Genomic DNA, 21,918 nt, shown 5'->3' with positions numbered 1-21,918 from the left:
TCATTCATGGCGCGTACCGACACGGATTTTGATGTGGCCATTGTCGGCGCGGGGGCGGCCGGCATGATGGCTGCCGCCGTGGCCGGCCAGCGCGGCCTGCGGGTGGTGCTGTTGGATCACGCCCGGCGCTTGGCCGAGAAAATCCGTATTTCCGGCGGCGGACGGTGTAATTTCACCAACCTGGGCACCAGCCCGGCGCAGTTTCTGTCGCGCAATCCCGATTTTTGCCGTTCGGCGCTGCGTGCCTATGGGCCGCAGGATTTTCTGGATCTGTTGCGTCAGCATAAGGTGGCCTGGCATGAAAAGCATCGGGGACAGTTGTTTTGCGACGACTCCAGCGAAGCCATCATCGAACTCTTGCGCCGCGAGTGTCAGACCGGGCAGGTCAGTTGGCGTATGCCGTGTCAGGTACAGTCCGTGGCTCACCAGGGCTCTGGTTTTGTGCTGGACACGGATGCCGGGCCAATTCGGGCCATCCAGTTGGTGCTGGCCACCGGCGGCATGGCTATTCCTCAGTTGGGAGCCACGGATTTCAGCCTGCGTATTGCCCGTCAGTTCGGCTTGCGCATCATCGAGCCCCGGCCTGCCTTGGTACCCCTGACCTTTGATGCGACGCAGTGGCAGCCCTACGCGGCTTTGGCCGGGATGGCGCTGGAGGTTCGCTTGTCGCACGAGCCACGCTTACCGGCGACCGCCGCGCAGTCCATGCAGAACGATCCAGCCTTGTCCGCCTCGGTGGATGGCAAGCCGGTGGGCCGCGCGCCGCGCACCGTGCGCAAGCGTGTGCGTGCCGCCGCCCGCGCCGAGTTCCTGGAAGACCTGCTGTTTACCCATCGCGGCCTGTCGGGTCCGGGGATTCTGCAGATCTCCAGCTATTGGCAGCCGGGTGATCCCATCCACATCGATCTGGCCCCTGATCAGGCGCTGGCTCGTCACCTGATTGCCGCCAAAACAGGCAGTCGCCAGACCTTGTTGAGCACCTTGGCTGCGCACTGGCCGCGGCGGTTGGCAGAGTCCTGGCTGGGCGACGAGGCCGCCTTGCGGCTGGCCGATCTGCCGGATCGCCGTCTGCAGGCATTGGCTGACGCCATTCATGGCTGGGCGCTGTATCCCACCGGCACGGCGGGTTATAAAAAGGCCGAAGTCATGCGCGGCGGGGTCGATACCGACGAACTGGATCAGCGCAGCCTGCAGGCGCACCGTTGTCCCGGTCTGCACATCATTGGCGAAGCCGTTGATGTCACGGGCTGGCTGGGCGGTTATAACTTTCAGTGGGCCTGGGCCTCAGGCGTGGCCTGTGGCCGGGCCTTGCAGCCGCGCTAGAATCAGCAGCATCATCACCAGTCCAGAGTACAGACATGACCAAACCCCTGACCGGCATTCGGGTGCTGGAAATGGGCCAGCTCATTGCAGGCCCTTTCGCCACGAAAATCCTGGGTGAGTTCGGCGCCGACATCATCAAGATCGAACCCCCAGGCCAGGGCGACCCCTTGCGTAACTGGCGTTTGCTGCATGAAGGCACCTCGGTCTGGTGGCAGGTGCAGTCGCGCAATAAAAAATCCCTGACGCTGGATCTGCGCCAGCCCGAGATCCAGGCGCTGGTGCGCCGTCTGGTGGCCGAATGCGATGTCGTGGTCGAGAACTTCAAGCCCGGCACCCTGGAGTCCTGGGGCTTGGGCTGGGATGATCTGCAGGCCATCAATCCCCGCCTGGTCATGCTGCGTGTCTCTGGCTACGGCCAGACCGGCCCTTATCGCGACCGGCCGGGCTTTGGCGTCGTGGCCGAGGCCATGGGGGGCTTGCGCCACCTAAGCGGTGAACCTGGCCGCACACCGGTGCGGGTGGGGGTCTCCATCGGGGATTCATTGTCGGCCCTGCACGGCGTGATTGGCGTGCTGCTGGCTCTGCGGGTGCGGGATCGGGATGGTGCGGGACAGATGATCGACGTGGCGTTGTATGAGTCTGTCTTCAATATGATGGAAAGCCTGCTGCCCGAGTACGCGGTATTCGATGCCGTGCGTCAGCCCGCCGGCAGCAGTCTGCCCGGCATCGCCCCCAGCAATGCCTATGCCTGTCAGGACGGCTATGTGCTGATTGCGGGCAATGGCGACAGTATTTTTCAGCGCCTGATGCAGGCCATTGGCCGCGAAGACCTCAGCAATGATCCTGCCTTGGCCCACAATGCCGGACGGGTGGCTGATGTGGCCCGCATCGATGCTGCGATTGGTGATTGGGCGGCGGGTCGTTGCCAGGACGAGGTCCTGGCGATCTTGAATGACGCCCGCATCCCCGCCGGGCGCATTTACGATATCGCCGATATTGCCGCTGATCCGCACTACCGAGCGCGTGACATGATTCTGGATCAGCCTTTGCCGGATGGCACGCCCTGCCAGGTGCCCGGCATTGTGCCCAAGCTTTCCGCCACGCCGGGGGGCATCGATGCGCCCGCGCCCACATTGGGCCAGCACACGGACGCCATCCTGGAACAACTGGGGGTGGATGCTGATACAAAGGCACGTTGGCGTCAGAAAGGCTACATCTGATTGTTAAACATCCCTGTTTCGGGGTATATTTTGCCTTTGCTGTCACCCGATGTGGGTGGGAGAGCGCTGCCCGGTTTATGGCAGCCGCCGAAGGCGCAATTCGCCCAGAATCGCTCAGGCACCCCGTACCATCCCCATGATGCCGTCAGTGCATCGCAGCATTCTGGAGAGACTCCCCCCATTTGCTGGGGTGGGCGCCGAAGGTGAAACCCCTCTTGATGGGGCAACTCTCAGGCAAAAGGACAGAAGGGCGCTGCGGTATTGCTTGCCGTCCCTTTGCCTATGGAGCCTCTTCCTATGTCTGCACAGACACCTCTTTTTGATACTCACGTCGCCCTGGGCGCAAAAATCGTCGATTTCGGCGGCTGGGACATGCCCCTGGCCTATGGCTCGCAGCTTGAAGAACACCACGCGGTGCGACAGTCCGCAGGCGTGTTCGATGTTTCGCACATGTTGAATGTCGATGTGCGAGGCGCGTCGGCCCCTGATTTTTTGCGTCATTTATTGGCCAACGACGTCGCCAAAATTGCCGGCGTGCCGGGCAAGGCACTGTATTCCTGCATGCTGCGTCCCGAAGGCGGCGTGATCGACGATCTGATTGTTTATTTCTTTGCCTCCGATTTCTGGCGCGTGGTCGTCAACGCCGGTACGGCCGAGAAAGACCTGGTATGGATGCAGCAGCAGGCCGAGGCCTTTGGCGGCGTCACTATCACGCCGCGCCGCGACCTGGCCATGGTGGCTGTTCAGGGCCCCAAGGCCCGCGAAATCGTCTGGTCTGTGCACCCTGAATGGCAGGCCCCCACCCAAGACCTGAAACCCTTTACCGGCACCATGGTCGACGAAAACGTTCTGGTGGCCCGCACGGGTTATACCGGCGAGGACGGTTTCGAGATCGTGCTGCCGGCCACCGTCGTGAAGGCCTTCTGGGATGCCTTGGTCGCGGCCGGGGTCCATCCCTGCGGCCTGGGTGCGCGTGATACGCTGCGCCTGGAAGCCGGCATGAATCTCTATGGCCAGGATATGGACGAATCCGTTCATCCACTGGAATCCGGCCTGTCCTGGACAGTTTCTTTTAAAGACGAGTCCCGCGATTTCATCGGCCGCGCCGCCCTGCAGGCCGCCGATAAATCCCGCGAACTGATCGGGCTGAAACTTCTGGATCGCGGCATCATGCGCAGCCACATGAAGATCCGCACGCCGCATGGCGAAGGCGAAGTCACCAGCGGCTCCATGGCGCCCACCCTGGGTTTTTCCATCGGCTTGGGCCGGGTGCCCGCCGGTACCCAGCCGGGCGATCCGATCGAGGTCGAGATCCGCGGTAAGTGGCTGGCTGCCCAGGTCGTGCGCCCACCTTTTGTGCGCAACGGCCAGGCGCTGGTCTAAATCATTCAACCCTGGCAGCCTGGCGTTGCTGGGCTGCCAGTCATCACATCATTTTTGTTTTATACCAACACTATAAACGGGGTACACCATGTCCATTCCCAATGACCGCAAATACACGGAATCGCACGAGTGGGTCAAAGCCGACGGCGATTGTTTTCTGGTCGGCATCACCGATGATGCCCAGGACCAGCTCGGCGACTTGGTCTTTGTCGGCGACGTGCAGGTCGGCGCGCACCTAGAGGCTGGCGAAACCGCCGCCGTGATTGAATCCGTCAAGGCCGCGTCCGACATTTATGCGCCGATCGCCGGTGAAATCGTGGCCTTCAACGAAGCCCTCGACGAGCAGCCTGCCCTGGTCAACGAAGCTGCTTACGATCAGTGGATCTTCAAGATCCGCCCCGATAATGCCGCCGACGTCGATGCACTGCTGGATGCCGCCGCCTACCAGGCCCAGGTCTAAGGAGTTACCCCATGCTGCGCGACCCCGCCACGCATTCTGAATTCATTGCCCGCCATATCGGGCCATCCGACGCCGACCAGCAGGCCATGCTGTCTGCTATCGGCGCATCCAGCCTGGATGCCCTGATCGCGGAAGTCGTCCCGGAAAACATCCTGTCCGATGTTCCTTACCTGGATCTACCCGGTCCGTTGGGCGAAGTCGAGGCGCTGGCTGATCTGAAAGCCATCGCGTCGCGCAATCAGGTGTTGCGCAGCTATATCGGCCAGGGGTATTACGGCACCTATGTGCCGCACGTTATTCTGCGCAATATCCTTGAAAACCCCGCTTGGTATACGGCTTACACACCCTACCAGCCGGAAATTTCCCAAGGCCGTCTGGAAGCCCTGCTGGTTTTCCAGACCCTGGTCACTGATTTGACCGGTTTGGATATTGCCAACTCTTCCCTGCTGGACGAGGGCACTGCCGCCGCCGAGGCCATGACGCTGGCCCGCCGCGTGTCGCGTGCCAAATCCAGCCAGTTTTTTGTCTCGATCCACGTCCATCCCCAGACCCTGGAAGTCGTTCGTACCCGCGCTGCCGGTATCGGCATCGATGTTGTGGTGGGTGACGAGGCTGCCGGATTGCCGGATTGCTTTGGCGTGTTGCTGCAGTACCCGCACAGCCTGGGCGGTGTGGCCGATTACCGCGCCCTGACGCAGGCTGCGCATGATGCCGGTGCTGTGGTGGCTGTCGCCACCGATCTCCTGTCTCTGGCGCTCTTGGCGCCGCCGGGCGAATGGGGTGCCGATATCGCCGTGGGTTCGGCCCAGCGTTTCGGTGTGCCCATGGGCTATGGCGGCCCGCACGCCGGGTTCATGGCCTGCAAGGACGCCTACAAGCGCAACCTGCCCGGCCGTCTGATTGGCGTGTCCCAGGACGCGCAGGGCCAGCCTGCCCTGCGTCTGGCCCTGCAGACTCGCGAACAGCATATCCGTCGCGAAAAAGCCACGTCCAATATCTGTACCGCCCAGGTGCTGCTGGCCGTGATGGCATCCATGTATGCCGTCTGGCATGGCCCTGATGGCATCCGTCGCATTGCGCAGCGGGTCGCCACGCACACCACCCAACTGGCCACGGCCTTGCGTGCCATGGGGGTGTCGGTGTGCAATAGTTCTTGGTTCGATACCCTGCAGCTGGATACCGGCAGCCACACCCAGGCGGTGCTGGATGCAGCGGTGGATGGCGGGATCAATCTGCGCCGCGTGGACGACACGCACGTTGCCCTGTCGCTGGACGAAACCGTTGGCCAGTCGGACATCGAAACCCTGATGGGCGTACTGGCTGCGGGCCTTGGCACCCAGCGGGTGGCGCCTGACTTCTCCAGCACGGCTGATGGCATTCCGGCAGCCTTGCGTCGCCAGAGCGCCATCATGGCGCATCCGGCTTTCTCCAAGGTCAAATCCGAAACCGACATGCTGCGCTACCTGCGCGGCCTGGCCGATAAGGATCTGTCCCTGGATCGCACCATGATTCCGCTGGGCTCATGCACCATGAAGCTCAACGCCACCGCCGAGATGATCCCGGTCACCTGGCCAGAATTCGCGCATATGCACCCCTTTGCGCCGGCAGGTCAGGCCCAGGGTTACCAGGAAATGATCGACCGCCTGTCCTCGGCCCTGTGCGAAATCACCGGCTACGACCGCATCAGCCTGCAGCCCAATTCCGGCGCTCAAGGTGAATATGCTGGTCTGCTGGCCATCCGTGGCTATCACCAGGCCAATGGCGAACACCAGCGCAATGTCTGCCTGATTCCGGCCTCTGCCCATGGCACCAACCCGGCTTCGGCGCACCTGGCCGGTATGGATGTGGTGGTGGTGGCGTCCGACGACAACGGCAATATCGACATGGCCGATTTGCGTGCCAAGATCGCCGAGGTGGGCGACCATCTGGCCGCGCTGATGATCACCTATCCGTCCACGCATGGCGTATTCGAGACCACGGTTACCGAAATCTGCGATTTGATCCATGAAGCCGGTGGCCAGGTCTACCTGGATGGCGCCAACATGAATGCCATGGTTGGCGTGGCCCGACCCGGTCGCTTTGGTTCCGATGTCTCGCACCTGAACCTGCACAAGACCTTCTGCATTCCGCACGGCGGCGGCGGCCCGGGCGTCGGCCCTGTGGCGGTGCGCGCCCACCTGGCTCCTTATCTGCCCGGCGTGGTCGGCGAAGACGGCCGCCTGCCGGCGGGCCAGTCCGGGCCGGTCTCGGCGGCACCATTCGGCTCGGCCAGCATCCTGCCTATTTCCACCATGTACATCATGATGATGGGGGCGGCTGGCCTGCGTCGCGCTACCCAGGTGGCGATTCTCAACGCCAATTACCTGGTCGCACGACTGGCGCCGCACTATCCGATTTTGTACGCCGGGGCCAATGGCCGGGTTGCGCATGAATGCATTCTGGATATCCGCCCCATTAAGGATTCCAGCGGCATTGGTGCCGAGGACATCGCCAAGCGCCTGATGGATTATGGCTTTCATGCGCCCACCATGAGCTTTCCGGTGGCGGGCACACTGATGGTCGAACCCACCGAGTCCGAGGGCATCGAAGAGCTGGATCGCTTCATTGATGCCATGGTTGCCATCCGCCAGGAAATCGCGGCTGTCGAGCGCGGCGAGCAGCCCTTGCAGGACAACGTCCTGGTCAATGCACCGCATCCGGCGCATCTGTTGCTGGCGCAGGACTGGTCGCATCCCTATACACGCGAACAGGCGGCCTATCCGCTGCCTGGCATGGCTGCCCGTAAGTATTGGCCACCCGTGTCTCGGGTGGATAATGCCTGGGGGGATCGCAACCTTAACTGCGCCTGCCCGCCGATGGAGGCTTACGCATCGTCGGCCACTGAAGCAAGCGTGGTCTGATGTTGCCAGGCTGATTGTAAAAAAGGGGGGGCAACCTCCCTTTTTTACAGACTTACCGCCCAGAGGGCTGGCCCAGCCACCGCAAATCGCATTGCACCATACCTAGGAGACTCACCATGCCGTACGTCAATATCAAGATCACCCGCGAAGGCGTGACTGCCGAACAGAAAGCCCGTTTGATGCAGGGGGCCACGCAGTTATTGGTGGACGTGCTGGGGAAGAACCCCAAAACCACGTTCGTCGTCATCGAAGAAGTTGATACCGATAACTGGGGGATTGCAGGCGAACCTGTCACCGCTATCCGGGCGCGGGAAAAACAGGGCACTTGACCGGCTTGACCGTATCTGGGCCGACAGGCCACTCCGGCCAGACTGTGCGGGATCAGATCCCAGAGGGAATCTGTTTCAGATTACGCGCCGGTAGGTCACGAAATCGTATTGCAGATCGCCATCGGGGGCCTGCGGCTGGCGCTCGGTTTCTTGCCACTGCCCATCCGGCAGAGGGGGAAACCAGGTGTCGCCATTGATTTGGGCGTGGATTTCGGTGGCAATCAATTCATCGGCCAAGGGCAGGGCCAGCTTGAAGATCTGTTCCCCGCCAATCACACAGACGCATTCCGCCTCTGGGCAGGTGGCCAAGGCTGTCTCCAGCGACCCGAAGCATTCAGCCCCTGTGGCCTTGAATTCAGCGTCCCGGGTCAGCACCAGATTGCGTCGTCCCGGCAGGGGACGGCCCAGCGACAGCCAGGTTTTGCGGCCCATCAGGATGGGGTGTCCTAGCGTGCTGCGTTTGAAGTGCGCCAGATCGCCGGGCAGATGCCAGGGCATGCCACCATCGTGACCAATGATGCGGTTGTCCGTGTAGGCTACCACCAGGCGGATAGGGGGCAGGCGGTGGATTTCCTGTCCGGCGCAGGCCGCCAGCAGATCTGCCACCCTACCCAGGCCGGGCAGGCTGAGGGAGGGGGCCAGATCCATCAGCGGGCGCAGCACAAAGGCGCGGTCGTGCATGCGGGGATGGGGCACGGTCAGTTGCGGCAGTTGGATGGTTTGGTTGCCGTAGCACAGCAGGTCCAGATCCAGTGTCCGGGGGGCATTGCGGTAGGGGCGTTGCCGCCCATGGGCCAATTCGATGCCCTGCAAAATATCCAATAGCGCCAGCGCATCCAGGGTGGTGCTGATTTCCGCAACGGCATTGACATAATCCGGGCCATCACAGCCCACCGGAGCGGTGCGGTAGAACGGCGACAGGCGCACCGCATTGATGCCGGGGGTGGCGGCCAGTGCCTGGGCAGCAGCGCGGAGTGTAGCGCGTGCATTGCCCAGATTGGCCCCCAGGCCAATATAGGATTGCACCGGATCACTGGGGTGAGGATGGCTCATGGGAATACGCTACGGATAAAACATAGCCCGGCGGATTGAGGCCGGGCAGGACTCAGTCTGACTGATCAGACGCGGGATATGGTGCTTGATCACCTGTGTCGCTGCTTGATTTGCGCCGCCGCCGTCGTTTTCGGCTGGGGTTGCCTGCGCCGATACGTCGGGCGCCGGTATGACCAGCCTGCCAGGCATCGATCATTTCGCTGCGGCGTTCGTCGCCGCTATTGGCCAGATCCATCCACCATTGGGCCAGCACGCTGTCGACTTCGCGGGATTCGGCGCGTAACTGCAGGAAATCCACCGAGGCACGAAAGCGGGGTTGTTCCATCATGCGCCAAATGGATCGCACAGTAGCGCGTTCAAAACGTGCCTGCATCAACCAGATTTCGCGCATATCCGCCTGGTGCCGCCGTTGGATGGCAAGATTGTGCATTTGTTCTTCGATGACCGAATCTGCGGCGCGGATCAGGGCTTCGTTGCGCTGGACGTCCTGGGCCATGAGCTTGACCCAGCGCTTTTGGACCAGGCGCCACAGCAGGGCGGCAAACAGGAAACTGGGGCTGATGGGCTTGCCGGCACGAATCCGGGCGTCTGTGCGCGACAGGGCGATTTCGACAAAGGCCTCGCCACCGTCTTCTGCGAAGATGCGGTCGATCAGGGGGATCAGACTTTTGGTCAGTCCTGACCGACGCAGTTCGCGCAGGCAGTCCATGGCATGGCCGCACGTCAGCAGCTTCAGCGTCTCGTCAAACAGGCGCGAGTCAGGGACGTGCTCGATCAGGTTGGCTAGCCGGGTGATCGGGGCTTCGGTGGCCGGGTCGATCCGGGCGCTGAGTTTGGCCTGAAACCGCAGGGCACGCAGCATGCGGACCGGGTCCTCGCGGTAGCGGGTGTCGGGGTCGCCGATCATGCGTATCACGCGGTTTTTCAGGTCGGCCACCCCTTGGTGGAAGTCGATGACTTCTTCCTTGAGGGGGTCGTAGTACAGGGCGTTGATGGTGAAGTCGCGCCGTGCAGCGTCTTCTTCGTGCGTGCCGAATTCGTTGTCGCGCAGGATGCGCCCGTGCTCGTCGGTTTCCTGGGTGCCGGAGGCCGGCGCCCGGAATGTGGACGTTTCGATGATTTCCTGACCAAACACCACGTGCACCAGCTGAAATCGTCGGCCGATGATGCGTGCCCGGCGAAACAGCGGCCGGATCTGGTTGGGCGTGGCGTTGGTGGCCACGTCGAAGTCTTTCGGTTGCAGGCCGACAATCAGGTCGCGCACGGCCCCGCCCACAATATAAGCGTCAAATCCCTGTTGGTTCAGGACTTCACAGACCTTGATGGCGTGACGCGACACCAGGCGGCGGTCAATGCCGTGTTTGTCATAGGACAGGCGCACTGGGCCACTGGGCGGTGTGGCAAACAGGCGGGAGACGAAAGTTTTGATGGTCTGCTTGAGCATGTCGCGTATTTTAGGACTTTGTATCCTGCATGTCCGCAAACAAGTCCAGAATACGCCAGCCACGGCCCTCAGCCAGGGTTCGCAGGCTGTCGCTGGGGTTGGTCGCGACCGGATGTGTCACGACCTCCATCAGCGGCAGATCATTCATGGAGTCGCTGTAAAACCAGGATTCGGCAAAGCTTTCCAGTTGCAGGCCCAGGTCCTGCAGCCAGTTGCGTACCCGCAGCACTTTGCCCGCCTGGAAGCTGGGCGTGCCTTCGATGCGTCCGGTATAGCGGCCCTGGGCGTCGCGCTGGGGAATCGTGGCAATCAGGTGCTCAATGCCCAGCGCCTGGGCAATCGGCTCAGTGACAAAGGCGTTGGTGGCGGTCACGATGGCGCACAGGCCACCACGGGATTGATGTTCGGCGACCAGGGCCTGGGCTGTCGGCAGCAGGCCGGGGGCGACGACTTCGCGCATGTATTCCTGATGCCAGGCAGCGAGTTCCAGGGGGGAACCCAGGCATAGCAGGCCCAGCATGAAGTCGGCAGCTTCTTCGGCTGACAGCGTGCCTTCGTTGTAGCGCCGCATCAAATCGTCGTTGCGCTGGCGGGCCAAGTCGGGGTCGCCAGCACGCCCCGTGCGGGCCAGAAATTCCGCCCATTGATAATCGCTGTCGAAAGGCAGCAGGGTATGGTCCAGATCAAATAAGGCCAGGTGTGAGTACGTGTTCATCGGTTTCATCTATAAAAATCTGAGCCTGTCGAGGGACGCGTGCATCGCGTTGGGTCAATCCTGGCGTCAGGGGGGTCAGTGTTGATCGGAAAGCAGCGCTTTCAGCAGGGGCAGGGTAACCGGTCGGTGGCGTGCCAGGGAATATTGGTCCAACCGGTCGATCAGGCTGCTCAGGCCTTCCATGTCGCGAGCGTGGTGAATCAGTATCCAATCCAGAACATCGTCGGGCAGGACCAGGCCGCGCTGTCGGGCGCGGTCACGCAACGCCTGGACGCGTTCCTCGTCGGACAGCTGCTCGACCCTGAAGACCAGATCCCAGCCCAATCGGGTGCGCAGGTCCTCGCGCAGCGGCATGGTCAGTGGCGCGCGATCACCTGCGGTCAGCAGCGCAAAGGCATCCGGCGTGCTGGCCGTGGCGCGCCAGCGATTGAAGAGGGCAAACAAGGCTGCTTGGGCTGCATCGTTCAGGTCATTCACATCGTCTACGGCGACCAGGCTCAGGGCCTGGTCCTCGTCCGTGGCCATGCCCTGCAGCCAGTGCGCCGGCGTGCGTGCATCCAGATAGTGTCCACCATTGGCCTGCACGCAGGCGCGCAATAAATGGCTGCGTCCCGAACCGATTCCGCCCCACAGATACAGTGCGCGCCCAGGAGCCAGCGCACGCACTGCATCCAGGGCCGCCTGGTTGGCGCCCGCCACGAAACCATCCAGGGTAGGCAGCGCCCCAGGCAGAAGGTCCAGTAATAATTGCTGTGTCATGCCATGCGTATCGTGCAGTCCGGCTGGCCGGGTTAAAATCAGGCCACTATTGTCCAAACCTGCAATTCTTGCACATTCGGCGGCTTTTCTCATGACACACGGCACCTCCCCCTCCTTGACCTACCGCGATGCGGGTGTTGATATCGATGCAGGCGACGCCCTGGTCGACCGCATCAAGCCATTGGCGGCTCGTACGATGCGTCCTGGCGTCATGGCCGGCATCGGCGGCTTTGGGGCCTTGTTCCAGGTACCCCCGCATCTGCGCGAACCCGTGCTGGTGTCCGGCACCGATGGCGTAGGCACTAAGTTGCGCCTGGCCTTTGAATGGCAGCGCCACGATACTGTCGGTATTGATCTGGTCGCCATGAGCGTCAACGACATTCTGGTCCAGGGGGCAGAGCCCCTTTATTTTCTGGATTATTTTGCCTGCGGCAAGCTTTCTGTGGATACGGCCGCCCAGGTGGTAGGCGGGATTGCCCACGGCTGCGAACTGGCCGGCTGCGCCCTGATTGGCGGTGAGACCGCCGAGATGCCGGGCATGTACCCGGATGGTGAATACGATCTGGCCGGCTTTGCCGTGGGTGCCGTCGAGAAATCCGATCTGATTAACGGATCCGATATCCAGGTGGGCGATACGCTGCTTGGCTTGGCCTCCAGCGGCGCACATTCCAATGGTTATTCGCTGGTGCGTAAAATCCTGCAGCATGCCAATGCCCACCCCGATCAGGATATGGGTGGGCGCCCCTTGGGTGATGTGGTCATGCAGCCCACCCGGATTTATGTGAAATCCGTGCTGGCTGCTTTGGCTGCCCATCGCCGGACGATTAAGGGTCTGGCGCATATTACCGGTGGGGGCTTGCTGGAAAACATCCCCCGCATTTTGCGCGCTGGTCTGTGCGCCCACGTGCATCGCGACGCCTGGCAGTGGCCCACTCTGTTTCAGTGGTTACAGGCCCAGGGCGGGGTGTCCGACCACGAAATGGCCCGTGTATTCAACTGCGGCATCGGCATGGTACTGGTGGTGGACAGCGCCCAGGTAGCCGCCATTACCGCTACGCTGCAGTCCCACGGCGAAACGGTCTATACCCTGGGCCAGGTGGAAGCCCAACAACCCGATGGCCCCCAGACCATCGTGAATTGATCGGTTTTACCAATCTCGTTTTTGCTCGGACAGGGGGTCATGATGGTGCGGCATCCCATGTCTGCTCGCAGTGCCGGATTATTTCCGGCACTGCCTGGTCCGACAGGCAATCCACGATATGACGCTGGGGCAGGCTGCGCAGCCAAGTGATCTGGCGCTTGGCCAATTGGCGGGTGGCGGCAATGGCCTGCTCGATGGCGGTGTCCAGGGGTACGTGCCCGTCCAGGTGATCCCATAGTTGGCGATACCCGACGCAGCGCACGGATGGCAGGCCAGGATGCAGGTCTGGCCGGGCGTGCAGGGCACGCACTTCATCCAACAGCCCCATGTCCAGCATGACTCGGTAACGCTGGGCAATCCGCGCATGCAACACGGCACGATCGGAGGGTTCCAGGCTGATCGTTAGAAAACGCCAACCGGGCAGCACGGGCTGGAGAGGCTGGGCCAGCCAGTCGCTCATGGGGCGTCCGCTGCTGCGCCAGATTTCCAGGGCGCGCTGCAGGCGCTGGCTGTCGTTGGGGGCCAGGCGGGCGGCAGTGACCGGATCAACCTGGGCCAGTTCAGCGTGCAAGGCAGGCCAGCCGCGCGCCTGTGCCTCGGCATCCAGGGCCTGGCGGATACTAGGGTCGGCCTCGGGCAGATCGTTCAGGCCTTCGCGCAGTGCCTTGTAGTACAGCATGGTGCCGCCGCACAGCACCGGGATGTTGCCGCGCGCATGGATAGCCTGCACCAGGGCGGCGGCCTCATGGGCAAAGTCCGCCGCCGAATACGATTGCGCTGGATCACGGATATCCAGCAGGTGATGTGCCACCAGGGCTTGCTCTTGGGGGCTGGGCTTGGCCGTGCCGATATCCATGCTGCGATAGATGGTGGCCGAGTCCATGATGATCAACTCGATCGGCCAGCGCTGCGCCAGCGCGATGGAAGCAGCCGATTTGCCCGAGGCCGTCGGGCCAGCCAGGCAGAGCAGAGAGGGGGAGGGAGTCACGATGGCAATACTCTGGGTGGTGTTGGACTTATTGTCCTCGCATGAACAGCTTATCCAGGTCGGACAGGCTCCACTGGAACCAGGTGGGGCGGCCATGATTGCATTGGTCGGCGCGTTCGGTGCGTTCCATTTGACGCAGCAGGGCATTCATTTCATCCAGTGTCAGGCGGCGATTGGCGCGAATGGCACCGTGACAGGCCATGGTGGACAAGAGTTCGTTGCGTTGCTGGGTCAGGCGGGCTGATTCGCCAAAGCGCTCAATATCAGCCAGCACGCCACGGGCCAGGGCTTCGATGTCACCCTGGGCCAATAGGGCGGGGACGGCGCGCACAGCCAAGGATGCGGGGCCGGTGGCGTGGATGCGCAGGCCCAGGCTATCCAGGGTGTCTTGATGTTCCTGGGCGGTAGTCACCTGGGTTTCGGTCGCGGTAAAGACAACGGGTACCAACAAATCCTGGGTGGGCAGCGCAGCCGTATCCAGGGTGGTTTTCAGCCGTTCGTAGACCACGCGTTCGTGGGCGGCATGCATGTCCACCAGCACCAGGCCACGGCTGTTTTGCGCCAGGATATAAATGCCGTGCAGTTGGCCCAGGGCCAGGCCCAGGGGCAACTCGTCGGTGGCGGGGGCTTTGTCTGGGCCGATGGTCGAGCCTGCGGGATGCACAGGGCTGAGATCCCGGTTCGTCGCCAGTGGCTGATATAGTTTTTTCCAGTCTTGGCCCGCTTGGGCATCATGCAGCGAGAACCGTTGCTGTACAGGCACCCGCTGCGGATATGCAGGGGGGCGGTGGCTGGGCGGCAGCGTGCCCGGTTGCAGGGCCAGGTTGATGGGCGGGCGGGGTTCTGCGCTAGACGGGTCGGGCGGGGTGTCTGCCGCCTCGCCTGCCGCACCACCGCGCTGGGCCAGGGCCTGGCCCAAGGTCTGGCTGACGTAGCGGTGGATGGCCCCGCTGTCGCGGAATCGAACCTCGCTCTTGGCCGGATGCACATTCACGTCCACGCCGGTCGGGTCGAGGCTGAGAAACAGCACGTAGGCAGGCTGGCGGTCTCCGTGCAGCACGTCGGCATAGGCCTGGCGGATGGCGTGTGACACCGTGCGGTCGCGCACATAACGGCCATTGACATACAGGTATTGGCGGTCTGCCCGGGGGCGGGCAAACGTCGGTCGCGTGATGCAGCCTTCCAGCGTGATCAGGCCCTGATCGGTCGTGACTGGCAGGCTTTGTGCCTGGAATTCAGCCCCCAGGACATCGTGGATGCGCCCCAAAATATCGCTGACCGGCCAGTTGCGCTGCGGCTTGTCGTTATGGAATACCCGCAGTGCGATTTCCGGGTGGGCCAGTGCGATGCGCTCGATGGCCTGCAGGCAGTGGCTGTATTCCGTGGCCTCGGAGCGCAGGAATTTACGTCGCGCGGGGATATGGTCGAACAGTTGCCGGACATCGATCCGGGTGCCTACCGGCCCCGCTGCCGGGCTGGGGTCAGCCTGGTCCGGGCCGAGTTGCCAGGCCTGATCGGTGTCTGCGGTGCGGGAAACCAAGGTCAACTGCGCCACTGAGGCGATCGAGGCCAGCGCCTCGCCGCGAAATCCCATGGTGGCCACGGATTCGAGTTCAGCCAGGGTCGTTATCTTGCTGGTGGCGTGACGCTGCAAGGCCAGGCTGAGTTGATCCGGTGGGATGCCGTGGCCATCATCGGCCACCAGAATGCGCCGGATGCCCCCGCCGTCCAGGCGGATCTCTATCGCCCGGCTGCCTGCGTCCAGGGCATTTTCCAGCAGTTCCTTCAGGACGGATGCGGGGCGCTCGATGACCTCGCCAGCGGCGATTTGGCTGATCAGAGTGTCGGGCAGGGCAGAGATGGGACGCGTCATAAAACGATTATAGTGATAGGCTTCACCAAGAAAGTTTTACACGTCCATCAACACCATGCATGGGGCTTCAAACGGTCATGGCCGAATTTTTTCATTTGCTGCTTAATATCGACCAGTCTCTGGGGGTCTGGGTGGCCCAGTATGGCGCCTGGATCTATCTGATTCTGGCCCTGATCATCTTTGGCGAGACTGGCCTGATCGTATTGCCTTTTTTGCCGGGGGATTCTTTGCTGTTCATTGCCGGGGCCTTTGGCGCAAATGGACTGCTGGACCCGGTCTTGCTGGCTGGCATCCTGATCGTGGCGGCGATTTTGGGCAATACCGTCAATTATGCCGTGGGCCGCTACATCGGCCCCAAGGTCTTTTCTCATGACTACCGCTTTCTGGACCGCAAGGCCCTGCTGAAAACCCATGTTTTTTACGAGAAGCACGGCGGCAAGACCATCGTGCTGTCTCGCTTTCTACCCTTGTTTCGTACCTTTGCGCCTTTTGTGGCAGGGGTGGCGGGCATGCGAATTGCCATGTTTCAGCTATACAACGTCATCGGGGCGGTGGCCTGGATTGCTGGCCTGGTGACGCTGGGGTATTTTTTCGGCAATGTGCCGATAGTTAAGGAACACCTGAACACCATTGTGCTGATCGGTATTGGGGCGGCGGTCATACCTGCCGTGTTGGGGGTGCTCTGGAAAATGCTGCGCCGCCACCCGGATACCGCCTGATTCTGTCGTATGTCCGTCATCCTGCTGATCCTGCCGGATTTCCTGCTGATCGCCCTGGGCTGGCTGTTACTGCATCGCTTTGGTTTCGACCGGCATTTTTTCACCCAGGCCGAAAAGCTGGTCTATTTTGTGTTGTTTCCGGCCTTGCTGTTTCATTCGATCACCCGCGCACCCATTGCGTTGGGCAGCGCCACCGTGCTGCTGGCCGCGACCCTGGGGGTGATGTTGGGGGGTATTGCCATGGCCTGGTTGGGGCGCTTGCTGGTGCGCCCGGATGCTGGGGCGCACGCGGCCACGGCCCAGTGCGCGTTTCGCTTCAACAGCTATCTGGCCTTGTCGCTGGCCACCGGCTTGGGCTGGGCCGATGCCCAGGCCACCATGGCGGTGATTCTGGGGTTTGCCGTGCCCATCAGCAATGTCGGGGCCGTGCATGCGCTGGCCAGCCGCCATGGTGGCCGGACGCTACGGCAGCTTGCCGTCAATCCCTTTATCCTGTCCACCCTGGCTGCCCTGGCGTGCAATTTTTTCCAGATCCCGGTGCCGCAGGTGCTGGGCCGGGCTTTAGAGGGCCTGGGCGCCTGTGCAATTGCCCTGGGCTTATTGTGCGTGGGCGCGGCGCTCTCGTTGCAGGGTGGCCGCCAGCACGCGCCGCTGATCGCCTGGATGACCAGCGCAAAACTGCTGTTATTGCCCCTGTGGACCCTGGCCTTGGCGTGGATGATGCAGTTGCCGGCGCGTGAATCCGCCGTGTTGCTGCTGTTTTCAGCGGTGCCTACTTCGTCGGCGGCGCATGTGCTGGCCGCCCGCATGGGCGGGGATGGGCGATTGGTCGCGGTGACGATGTCGCTGGGAACTCTGCTGTCGACCGTCACCCTGCCGATTTGGCTGGGGCTGGTTTAGACCTGTCCTGAATTGAATCAGGCCCGCCGGGCCAATGCGGGGTTGGCTGCAAAGTAATCCCGCACACCGCTGAATACCGCCGAGGCGATTTTCTGTTGATGTGCCGGGGTGCGCAGCAGAGATTCTTCTTCGGGGTTGCTGATAAAGGCTGTCTCGATCAGGATGGATGGGATATCCGGCGCTTTCAAGACAGCAAAACCGGCGCGTTCGATGTGGCTTTTATGCAAGCGGTTGATCTTGCCGATTTCCTGCAAGACCTGCGACCCCACCCGAATTGAATCGTTGATTTGTGCGCCTGTGGATAGATCCAGCAGCACCTGCGCCACCTGCCGATTGTGCGATCCCAGATTCACCCCGCCGATCAAGTCGGCATCGTTTTCTTTTTTGGCCAGCCAGCGGGCAGCCGAACTGGTGGCGCCGTTCTGGGACAGCGCCCAGACTGACGATCCCCGAGCCGAGGGCTTTATCCAGGCATCCGCGTGGATGGAGATGAACAGATCTGCCTGCACCCGCCGCGCCTTTTGCACCCGTACGTTCAGCGGCACGAAATAATCGCGATCACGGGTCAGGTACGCACGCATATTGGGTTGCGCGTCGATCATTTTCTTCAGGCGCTGGGCGATTTGCAGCACAATATCTTTTTCGCGGGTGCCGCGTTTGCCGATTGCGCCAGGATCTTCGCCACCGTGGCCGGGGTCCAGCGCGATCAGGATGGGCCGGTCGTTGCGCGAACCAGGTGGCGTGGGCTTTGGCGCGACCGCCACTGGTGGTGGGCTGGGCGGCGGGGGCAGCTTCTGCCCCTCTACGGACGGGATCGGGGCTTCGGTGGGGCTGTTCTGGGCCAGGTTTTCGAGAATCCCCGCCAGAGGATCGTTATCCGCATCCTTCAGCAGGGCCATCAGCGGATCTTGTGCGATTTTCGGATACAGATCCAGCACCAGCCGGTATTTGTATTCACCAATGGGTTTCAGGGTGAACACCTGGGGCGCGACGTCTTGTTTCAGGTCGAACACCAGTCGTACGACGTTGGGCGTGTTCTGACCCACGCGCACTGCGCTGATGTAGGGATCGTTGGGCTTGATCTGCGAGACCAGGCGGTCGATGGCGGGGCTCAGGCGCAGGCCCTGGATATCGACCACCAAGCGGTCCGGGCCATCCAGGGTGAAATGCTCGGCTTTCAGGTCGTGATCCATTTCCAGGGTCACGCGGGTGTACTCGTCGGCAGGCCAGGTACGCACGGCCAGAATGGTGGCAGCGTGCGCCAGGCGCGGAATGACGGGCAATAGCAGCAATGCGCTGCTGCCGACGAGAAATTTACGCCGCAAAGGGGCGGGAGCATTCATCAGGGCGATGGGGTCAGGTGCTGTAGCCATAGCTGTCCTTTTTCGCTGCAGGCGCGTAGCCAGGCGCGTCGACCGTTGTCGGCATATTCCAGCAGAATATCCAGGTCGGGTGGTGGCAGGCGGGTGCCGGCTTGTTCAGGCCATTCAATCAGAATGACTGCCTGGTCGGCCAGCAGCTCGTCGAACCCCGCATCGCGCCACTCGTGCGCATCGCTAAATCTATAGAAATCAAAATGATAGAAATACAAGCTAGAGACATTATAGCTTTCAAGCAGCGCATAGCTAGGGCTTTTGATGCGGCCGGTCACCCCAGCCGCTCGCAAGAACGCCCGCGCCAAGCTGGTTTTGCCTGCACCAAGCTCGCCGCGCAGGTGAATGCGGCCCCCGGCAGCCAAAGACTGGGGTGACTGGCCGCAGACCAGCGCTGCCAGTTGGCGGGCCAGGGTGTCGGTGGCTTGCTCGTCCGGTAAATCCCAAACCAAGGGGGTATTCAGTCGCATCATGAAGGGGGGCCATCTTATCTGTGGAAGCATTGTATGCTGCTGTTTGAGGCTTGGTGTGGGGGTCGCCGGACGACCCGCCGGGACTCGGATGTGGTGCCTTGTCCATATCACCAGCCCCCTGGGTGAAACCCACGAGTTGTTGTGGTTCTGCAACGTCTTTCGGGGAAACTGAGTGGTTTCGAACGCCCAGCATGGCATAAGGCCCGGTTTTTTGATGCAATACCAACAACTTCCCTTTGCGGAGTTAGAAAGAGCAGCAGCACAGGATGATGTTGGCCTGCTCTGATTCTCACAAATCTACGGAGATTTCTTACATGAAAAAGACTCTGCTCGCTGCTGCTCTGCTGGCCGGTTTTGCTACCGCTGGCGTTGCTCAAGCAGAAACGTCCGTGACGCTGTACGGTATCGTGGATACCGGCTACGGCTACTCGAATTACAAATATGATCGTGATGGCTTCCAAGCCACCTCGAAGTCCTCGGGTCTGGTCAGCGGCATCGTCAACGGTAACCGTTGGGGCCTGAAGGGATCCGAAGATCTGGGCGACGGCCTGCGCGCCATCTTCCAACTGGAGCAAGGCTTCGATCTGGGTACCGGCGCTCCTAGCTCCGGCAAGCAATTCCATCGTCAGTCGTTCGTTGGTCTGTCCAGCGACAACTGGGGTACCTTCAGCATGGGTCGTCAGTACTCCGCTGGCGTGATGGCTGGTGACATGAACGTCAACGGCTGGTCCCTGGGCGATATGGACAAGGTCTTCGGTGGCGTGGGCTACGGCAACCGCATTGACAACTCCTTCAAGTACGTGACGCCTGATCTGTCCGGCTTCAAGTTCATCGCTCTGTACGGCTCTAGCGGCAGCGATCGCATCGACCGTATCGACGGCGAGTCCTATGGTGGCTCCGAGCGCAATTCGCGCGTGTCCGTGGCTGCTACCTACGCCAACGGCCCGATCAGCGGCGCTGCCAGCTATGATCGTCAAGGCACCACCAACGTTGAAGACAGCATCACCAGCTGGCACATCAACGGTGCTTACGACTTTGAAGTCGTAAAACTGTCCCTGGCCTTCGGTCAGGACCGTAACGGCAAATTGGGCTGGGGCGGCAATGGCGGCAATTTCGTCAATGCCCTCGGCAATGCTGCTAATCTGAGCGCCTACAACGACCTGAAGACCAACAACTACCACATTGGCCTGAGCGCCCCGGTGGGTGCTGGTAAGCTGTACGCTGGCGTGAACTACTCCACCAGCAACCTGGATGATGGCGATAAGTGGGGCGATGATGCTGGTAACCTCAGCACCTATCAGATCAACTACTTCTACCCGCTGTCCAAGCGCACCGGTGTCTACACCTACGCTACGTACGGCAAGAACATTGGCTACGTCCGCGACCTGAAGGGTACGGAAGCCGGTGTCGGCCTGAACCACAAGTTCTAATCGCCTCGCGTGGCTTGTCCACGCAGCGATGCGGCTCGCCTCGGCAGGCTGTCATGAACACGGGGACTTTGGTCCCCAACAAAAAGCCACCTCTCGGGGTGGCTTTTTGTTGGCTGGTCCATCCGGCTTTGTCGACTTTTTTCAATCGCTAGGGAAACTTCCCTGACGGTGGGTTGCCATTTTTGTCCGTTCGTATTTTTCCGATCTGGTTCGCGCTTGCTGTGTCGTCCACAATCCGGGCATGCCTATTTTTAGAGGTGCGCTATGTCCGGCACAAATCATCACAAGCCCTCTCACGCCAACACCATCCCGGATGACGATAGCCGATGCGGGGCTGCCTTTTCTGCTGACGCGGTTGCGGGCTTGCATGTCGATCCTGCAGCGATCCATAGTCCAGCGGATGACTACGACAGCCCTTGGAAGGTGGCATTGGAATGCTATTTGCCTCAGGCGCTGGCTTTGTTGGTTCCCAGTTTGCATGCCGCCATCGACTGGTCGGTCGCACCGCAATTCCTGGACAAGGAGCTGCAATCCATTGGTCCGCCTGGGGTGAAGGGTCGCAAATATGTGGATAAATTGGCCAGTGTGCGTTTGCTGAACGGTGATTGCATCTGGCTGCTGATTCATATCGAAGTCCAGGGCCGCCTGCGTGGCCCCAGGGGTGTGCAGGCATTCAGCCAGCGCATGGTGGATTACCGTCTGCCCTTGCAGCTGCATGGCAGGCAATTGGCGGGCAGCCCAGCTTCACCATTGATTTATAGCTTGGGTATTCTCATTCAAGGGCGTGTTGGCGCTGAGGTGGATGAGTCTGATTTGGTGTATCTGGTGCATGCCAATGAATTCCTGGGCCAAGGTATCTGGTTCACCTTTCCTGTCGTAGAATTGGACAGGTGGTGGGGCCGCTGGGCGATGCTGCAGACTCAAGCTCCAAGCAACCCGTTTGCCGTGGTGCTGATGGCCCAGTTATTGGCCAGCCGCCATCCCACAAAGAGCACCCGGCTGGGACCGTTGAAACACATGGTCCAGCAATTATTGAGCTACGGTTATAGTCCTCAGGAAACTCGCCAGATTTTAAGCTTGGTGGAATGGATGCTGACCTTGCCCACGGTATTGAAACCCGTTTATATGCAGGCACTGAATACCCTGCGACAGGAGCCCAACGTGATGCGACTAACCATTATGGAAGAATTCGCCATAGAAAGAGGCATGAAAAAAGGCCTGGAAAAAGGCATAGAACAAGGCATAGAACAAGGCATAGAACAAGGTCAGGCAAAGCAATTGCTAAGCATGCTCCAACACCGCTTCGGTCCGATCTCGGCAGAAATGGCCGAGCGTGTTCGCCATGCCAAGGCACCACAATTGGAAGTCTGGTCGATCAATTTTGTGGATGCCAAAGTTCTGGGCGATGTATTTCGCCCTTGATCTCCATTTCTTT

General features: G+C 61.2%; 19 protein-coding genes, 1 pseudogene and 2 riboswitches. Of the genes and pseudogenes, 11 read left to right on the top strand and 9 right to left on the bottom strand.

Annotated elements, in window-relative coordinates; translation table 11 throughout:
* Positions 1–6 precede the first annotated feature (6 nt).
* From VDP81_RS05065 to VDP81_RS05040, 6 genes are all read left to right on the top strand, one after another.
* On the top strand, positions 7–1,323 hold the full coding sequence (locus tag VDP81_RS05065) for an aminoacetone oxidase family FAD-binding enzyme (RefSeq protein WP_322996733.1): 1,317 nt from the start codon (positions 7–9) through the stop codon (positions 1,321–1,323).
* A 35-nt stretch (positions 1,324–1,358) separates the two neighbouring features.
* Positions 1,359–2,543: a CoA transferase gene (locus VDP81_RS05060; protein WP_323011718.1), complete on the top strand. Its 1,185-nt coding sequence runs from the start codon at positions 1,359–1,361 to the stop codon at positions 2,541–2,543.
* 46 nt (positions 2,544–2,589) lie between these two features.
* Positions 2,590–2,684: riboswitch (glycine riboswitch) on the top strand.
* Between the two features lie 12 nt (positions 2,685–2,696).
* A riboswitch (glycine riboswitch) is annotated at positions 2,697–2,799 on the top strand.
* Positions 2,800–2,840: 41 nt separating this feature from the next.
* Entirely contained in the window at positions 2,841–3,926 is a 1,086-nt protein-coding gene (gene gcvT / locus VDP81_RS05055) for a glycine cleavage system aminomethyltransferase GcvT (RefSeq protein WP_323011717.1), read from the top strand.
* An 88-nt stretch (positions 3,927–4,014) separates the two neighbouring features.
* Positions 4,015–4,386 (top strand): glycine cleavage system protein GcvH, encoded by a 372-nt coding sequence (gene gcvH / locus VDP81_RS05050; protein WP_322996736.1) that lies wholly within the window; start codon positions 4,015–4,017, stop codon positions 4,384–4,386.
* 11 nt (positions 4,387–4,397) lie between these two features.
* Complete coding sequence (gene gcvP, locus VDP81_RS05045) at positions 4,398–7,286, top strand: aminomethyl-transferring glycine dehydrogenase (protein ID WP_323011716.1); 2,889 nt, start codon at positions 4,398–4,400, stop codon at positions 7,284–7,286.
* Between the two features lie 116 nt (positions 7,287–7,402).
* Entirely contained in the window at positions 7,403–7,615 is a 213-nt protein-coding gene (locus VDP81_RS05040; RefSeq protein WP_322996738.1) for a 4-oxalocrotonate tautomerase family protein, read from the top strand.
* A gap of 75 nt (positions 7,616–7,690) precedes the next feature.
* Here the strand turns inward: VDP81_RS05040 and VDP81_RS05035 are convergent, their stop codons facing one another.
* The 5 genes and pseudogenes from VDP81_RS05035 to hda all read right to left on the bottom strand — a co-directional run bounded on the left by VDP81_RS05035 (position 7,691) and on the right by hda (position 11,586).
* Positions 7,691–8,185, bottom strand: coding sequence for a dihydrofolate reductase (locus VDP81_RS05035; RefSeq protein ID WP_322996936.1), 495 nt, complete (start codon positions 8,183–8,185; stop codon positions 7,691–7,693).
* Positions 8,174–8,668: pseudogene (folK, locus tag VDP81_RS05030) on the bottom strand (2-amino-4-hydroxy-6-hydroxymethyldihydropteridine diphosphokinase); the annotation flags it as partial. The gene VDP81_RS05035 and the pseudogene folK, both read right to left, overlap by 12 nt.
* Before the next feature lie 52 nt (positions 8,669–8,720).
* The gene (pcnB, locus tag VDP81_RS05025) at positions 8,721–10,112 is read right to left on the bottom strand and encodes a polynucleotide adenylyltransferase PcnB (protein WP_323011715.1); all 1,392 of its coding nucleotides are present in this window, start codon (positions 10,110–10,112) and stop codon (positions 8,721–8,723) included.
* A gap of 10 nt (positions 10,113–10,122) precedes the next feature.
* Positions 10,123–10,827, bottom strand: a complete 705-nt coding sequence (locus tag VDP81_RS05020; protein WP_323011714.1) for an HAD family hydrolase — start codon at positions 10,825–10,827, stop codon at positions 10,123–10,125.
* Positions 10,828–10,902: 75 nt separating this feature from the next.
* The gene (gene hda, locus VDP81_RS05015; RefSeq protein ID WP_322996741.1) at positions 10,903–11,586 is read right to left on the bottom strand and encodes a DnaA regulatory inactivator Hda; all 684 of its coding nucleotides are present in this window, start codon (positions 11,584–11,586) and stop codon (positions 10,903–10,905) included.
* Positions 11,587–11,677: 91 nt separating this feature from the next.
* Here hda and purM point away from each other — a divergent pair, with 91 nt between their 5' ends.
* Positions 11,678–12,727, top strand: coding sequence for a phosphoribosylformylglycinamidine cyclo-ligase (gene purM / locus VDP81_RS05010; protein ID WP_323011713.1), 1,050 nt, complete (start codon positions 11,678–11,680; stop codon positions 12,725–12,727).
* Between the two features lie 37 nt (positions 12,728–12,764).
* Here purM and miaA read toward each other — a convergent pair whose 3' ends face one another.
* Both miaA and mutL read right to left on the bottom strand, forming a co-directional pair.
* Positions 12,765–13,715 carry a tRNA (adenosine(37)-N6)-dimethylallyltransferase MiaA gene (gene miaA / locus VDP81_RS05005; protein ID WP_322996743.1) on the bottom strand — a complete coding sequence of 317 codons (951 nt, stop codon included), beginning with the start codon at positions 13,713–13,715 and terminating at the stop codon, positions 12,765–12,767.
* 28 nt (positions 13,716–13,743) lie between these two features.
* Positions 13,744–15,588 carry a DNA mismatch repair endonuclease MutL gene (gene mutL / locus VDP81_RS05000; RefSeq protein ID WP_323011712.1) on the bottom strand — a complete coding sequence of 615 codons (1,845 nt, stop codon included), beginning with the start codon at positions 15,586–15,588 and terminating at the stop codon, positions 13,744–13,746.
* Between the two features lie 77 nt (positions 15,589–15,665).
* On the opposite strand from mutL, the gene VDP81_RS04995 reads away from it, so the two are divergent.
* Positions 15,666–16,307 (top strand): VTT domain-containing protein, encoded by a 642-nt coding sequence (locus tag VDP81_RS04995; protein ID WP_323011711.1) that lies wholly within the window; start codon positions 15,666–15,668, stop codon positions 16,305–16,307.
* Positions 16,308–16,316: 9 nt separating this feature from the next.
* Complete coding sequence (locus VDP81_RS04990) at positions 16,317–17,207, top strand: AEC family transporter (RefSeq protein ID WP_323011710.1); 891 nt, start codon at positions 16,317–16,319, stop codon at positions 17,205–17,207.
* Positions 17,208–17,224: 17 nt separating this feature from the next.
* Here VDP81_RS04990 and VDP81_RS04985 read toward each other — a convergent pair whose 3' ends face one another.
* Entirely contained in the window at positions 17,225–18,580 is a 1,356-nt protein-coding gene (locus tag VDP81_RS04985) for an N-acetylmuramoyl-L-alanine amidase (RefSeq protein ID WP_323011709.1), read from the bottom strand.
* The gene (gene tsaE, locus VDP81_RS04980; RefSeq protein ID WP_323011708.1) at positions 18,550–19,053 is read right to left on the bottom strand and encodes a tRNA (adenosine(37)-N6)-threonylcarbamoyltransferase complex ATPase subunit type 1 TsaE; all 504 of its coding nucleotides are present in this window, start codon (positions 19,051–19,053) and stop codon (positions 18,550–18,552) included. The genes VDP81_RS04985 and tsaE overlap by 31 nt, the downstream gene beginning before the upstream one ends.
* Positions 19,054–19,367: 314 nt before the next feature.
* On the opposite strand from tsaE, the gene VDP81_RS04975 reads away from it, so the two are divergent.
* Positions 19,368–20,483: a porin gene (locus tag VDP81_RS04975; protein WP_323011707.1), complete on the top strand. Its 1,116-nt coding sequence runs from the start codon at positions 19,368–19,370 to the stop codon at positions 20,481–20,483.
* Between the two features lie 264 nt (positions 20,484–20,747).
* Positions 20,748–21,905, top strand: a complete 1,158-nt coding sequence (locus VDP81_RS04970; protein WP_323011706.1) for a DUF4351 domain-containing protein — start codon at positions 20,748–20,750, stop codon at positions 21,903–21,905.
* The last annotated feature ends 13 nt before the right edge of the window (positions 21,906–21,918 follow it).

The organism is Castellaniella sp., from assembly GCF_034675845.1.
Lineage (GTDB): Bacteria > Pseudomonadota > Gammaproteobacteria > Burkholderiales > Burkholderiaceae_B > Castellaniella.
This window is presented reverse-complemented; position numbering and strand designations above follow the sequence as displayed.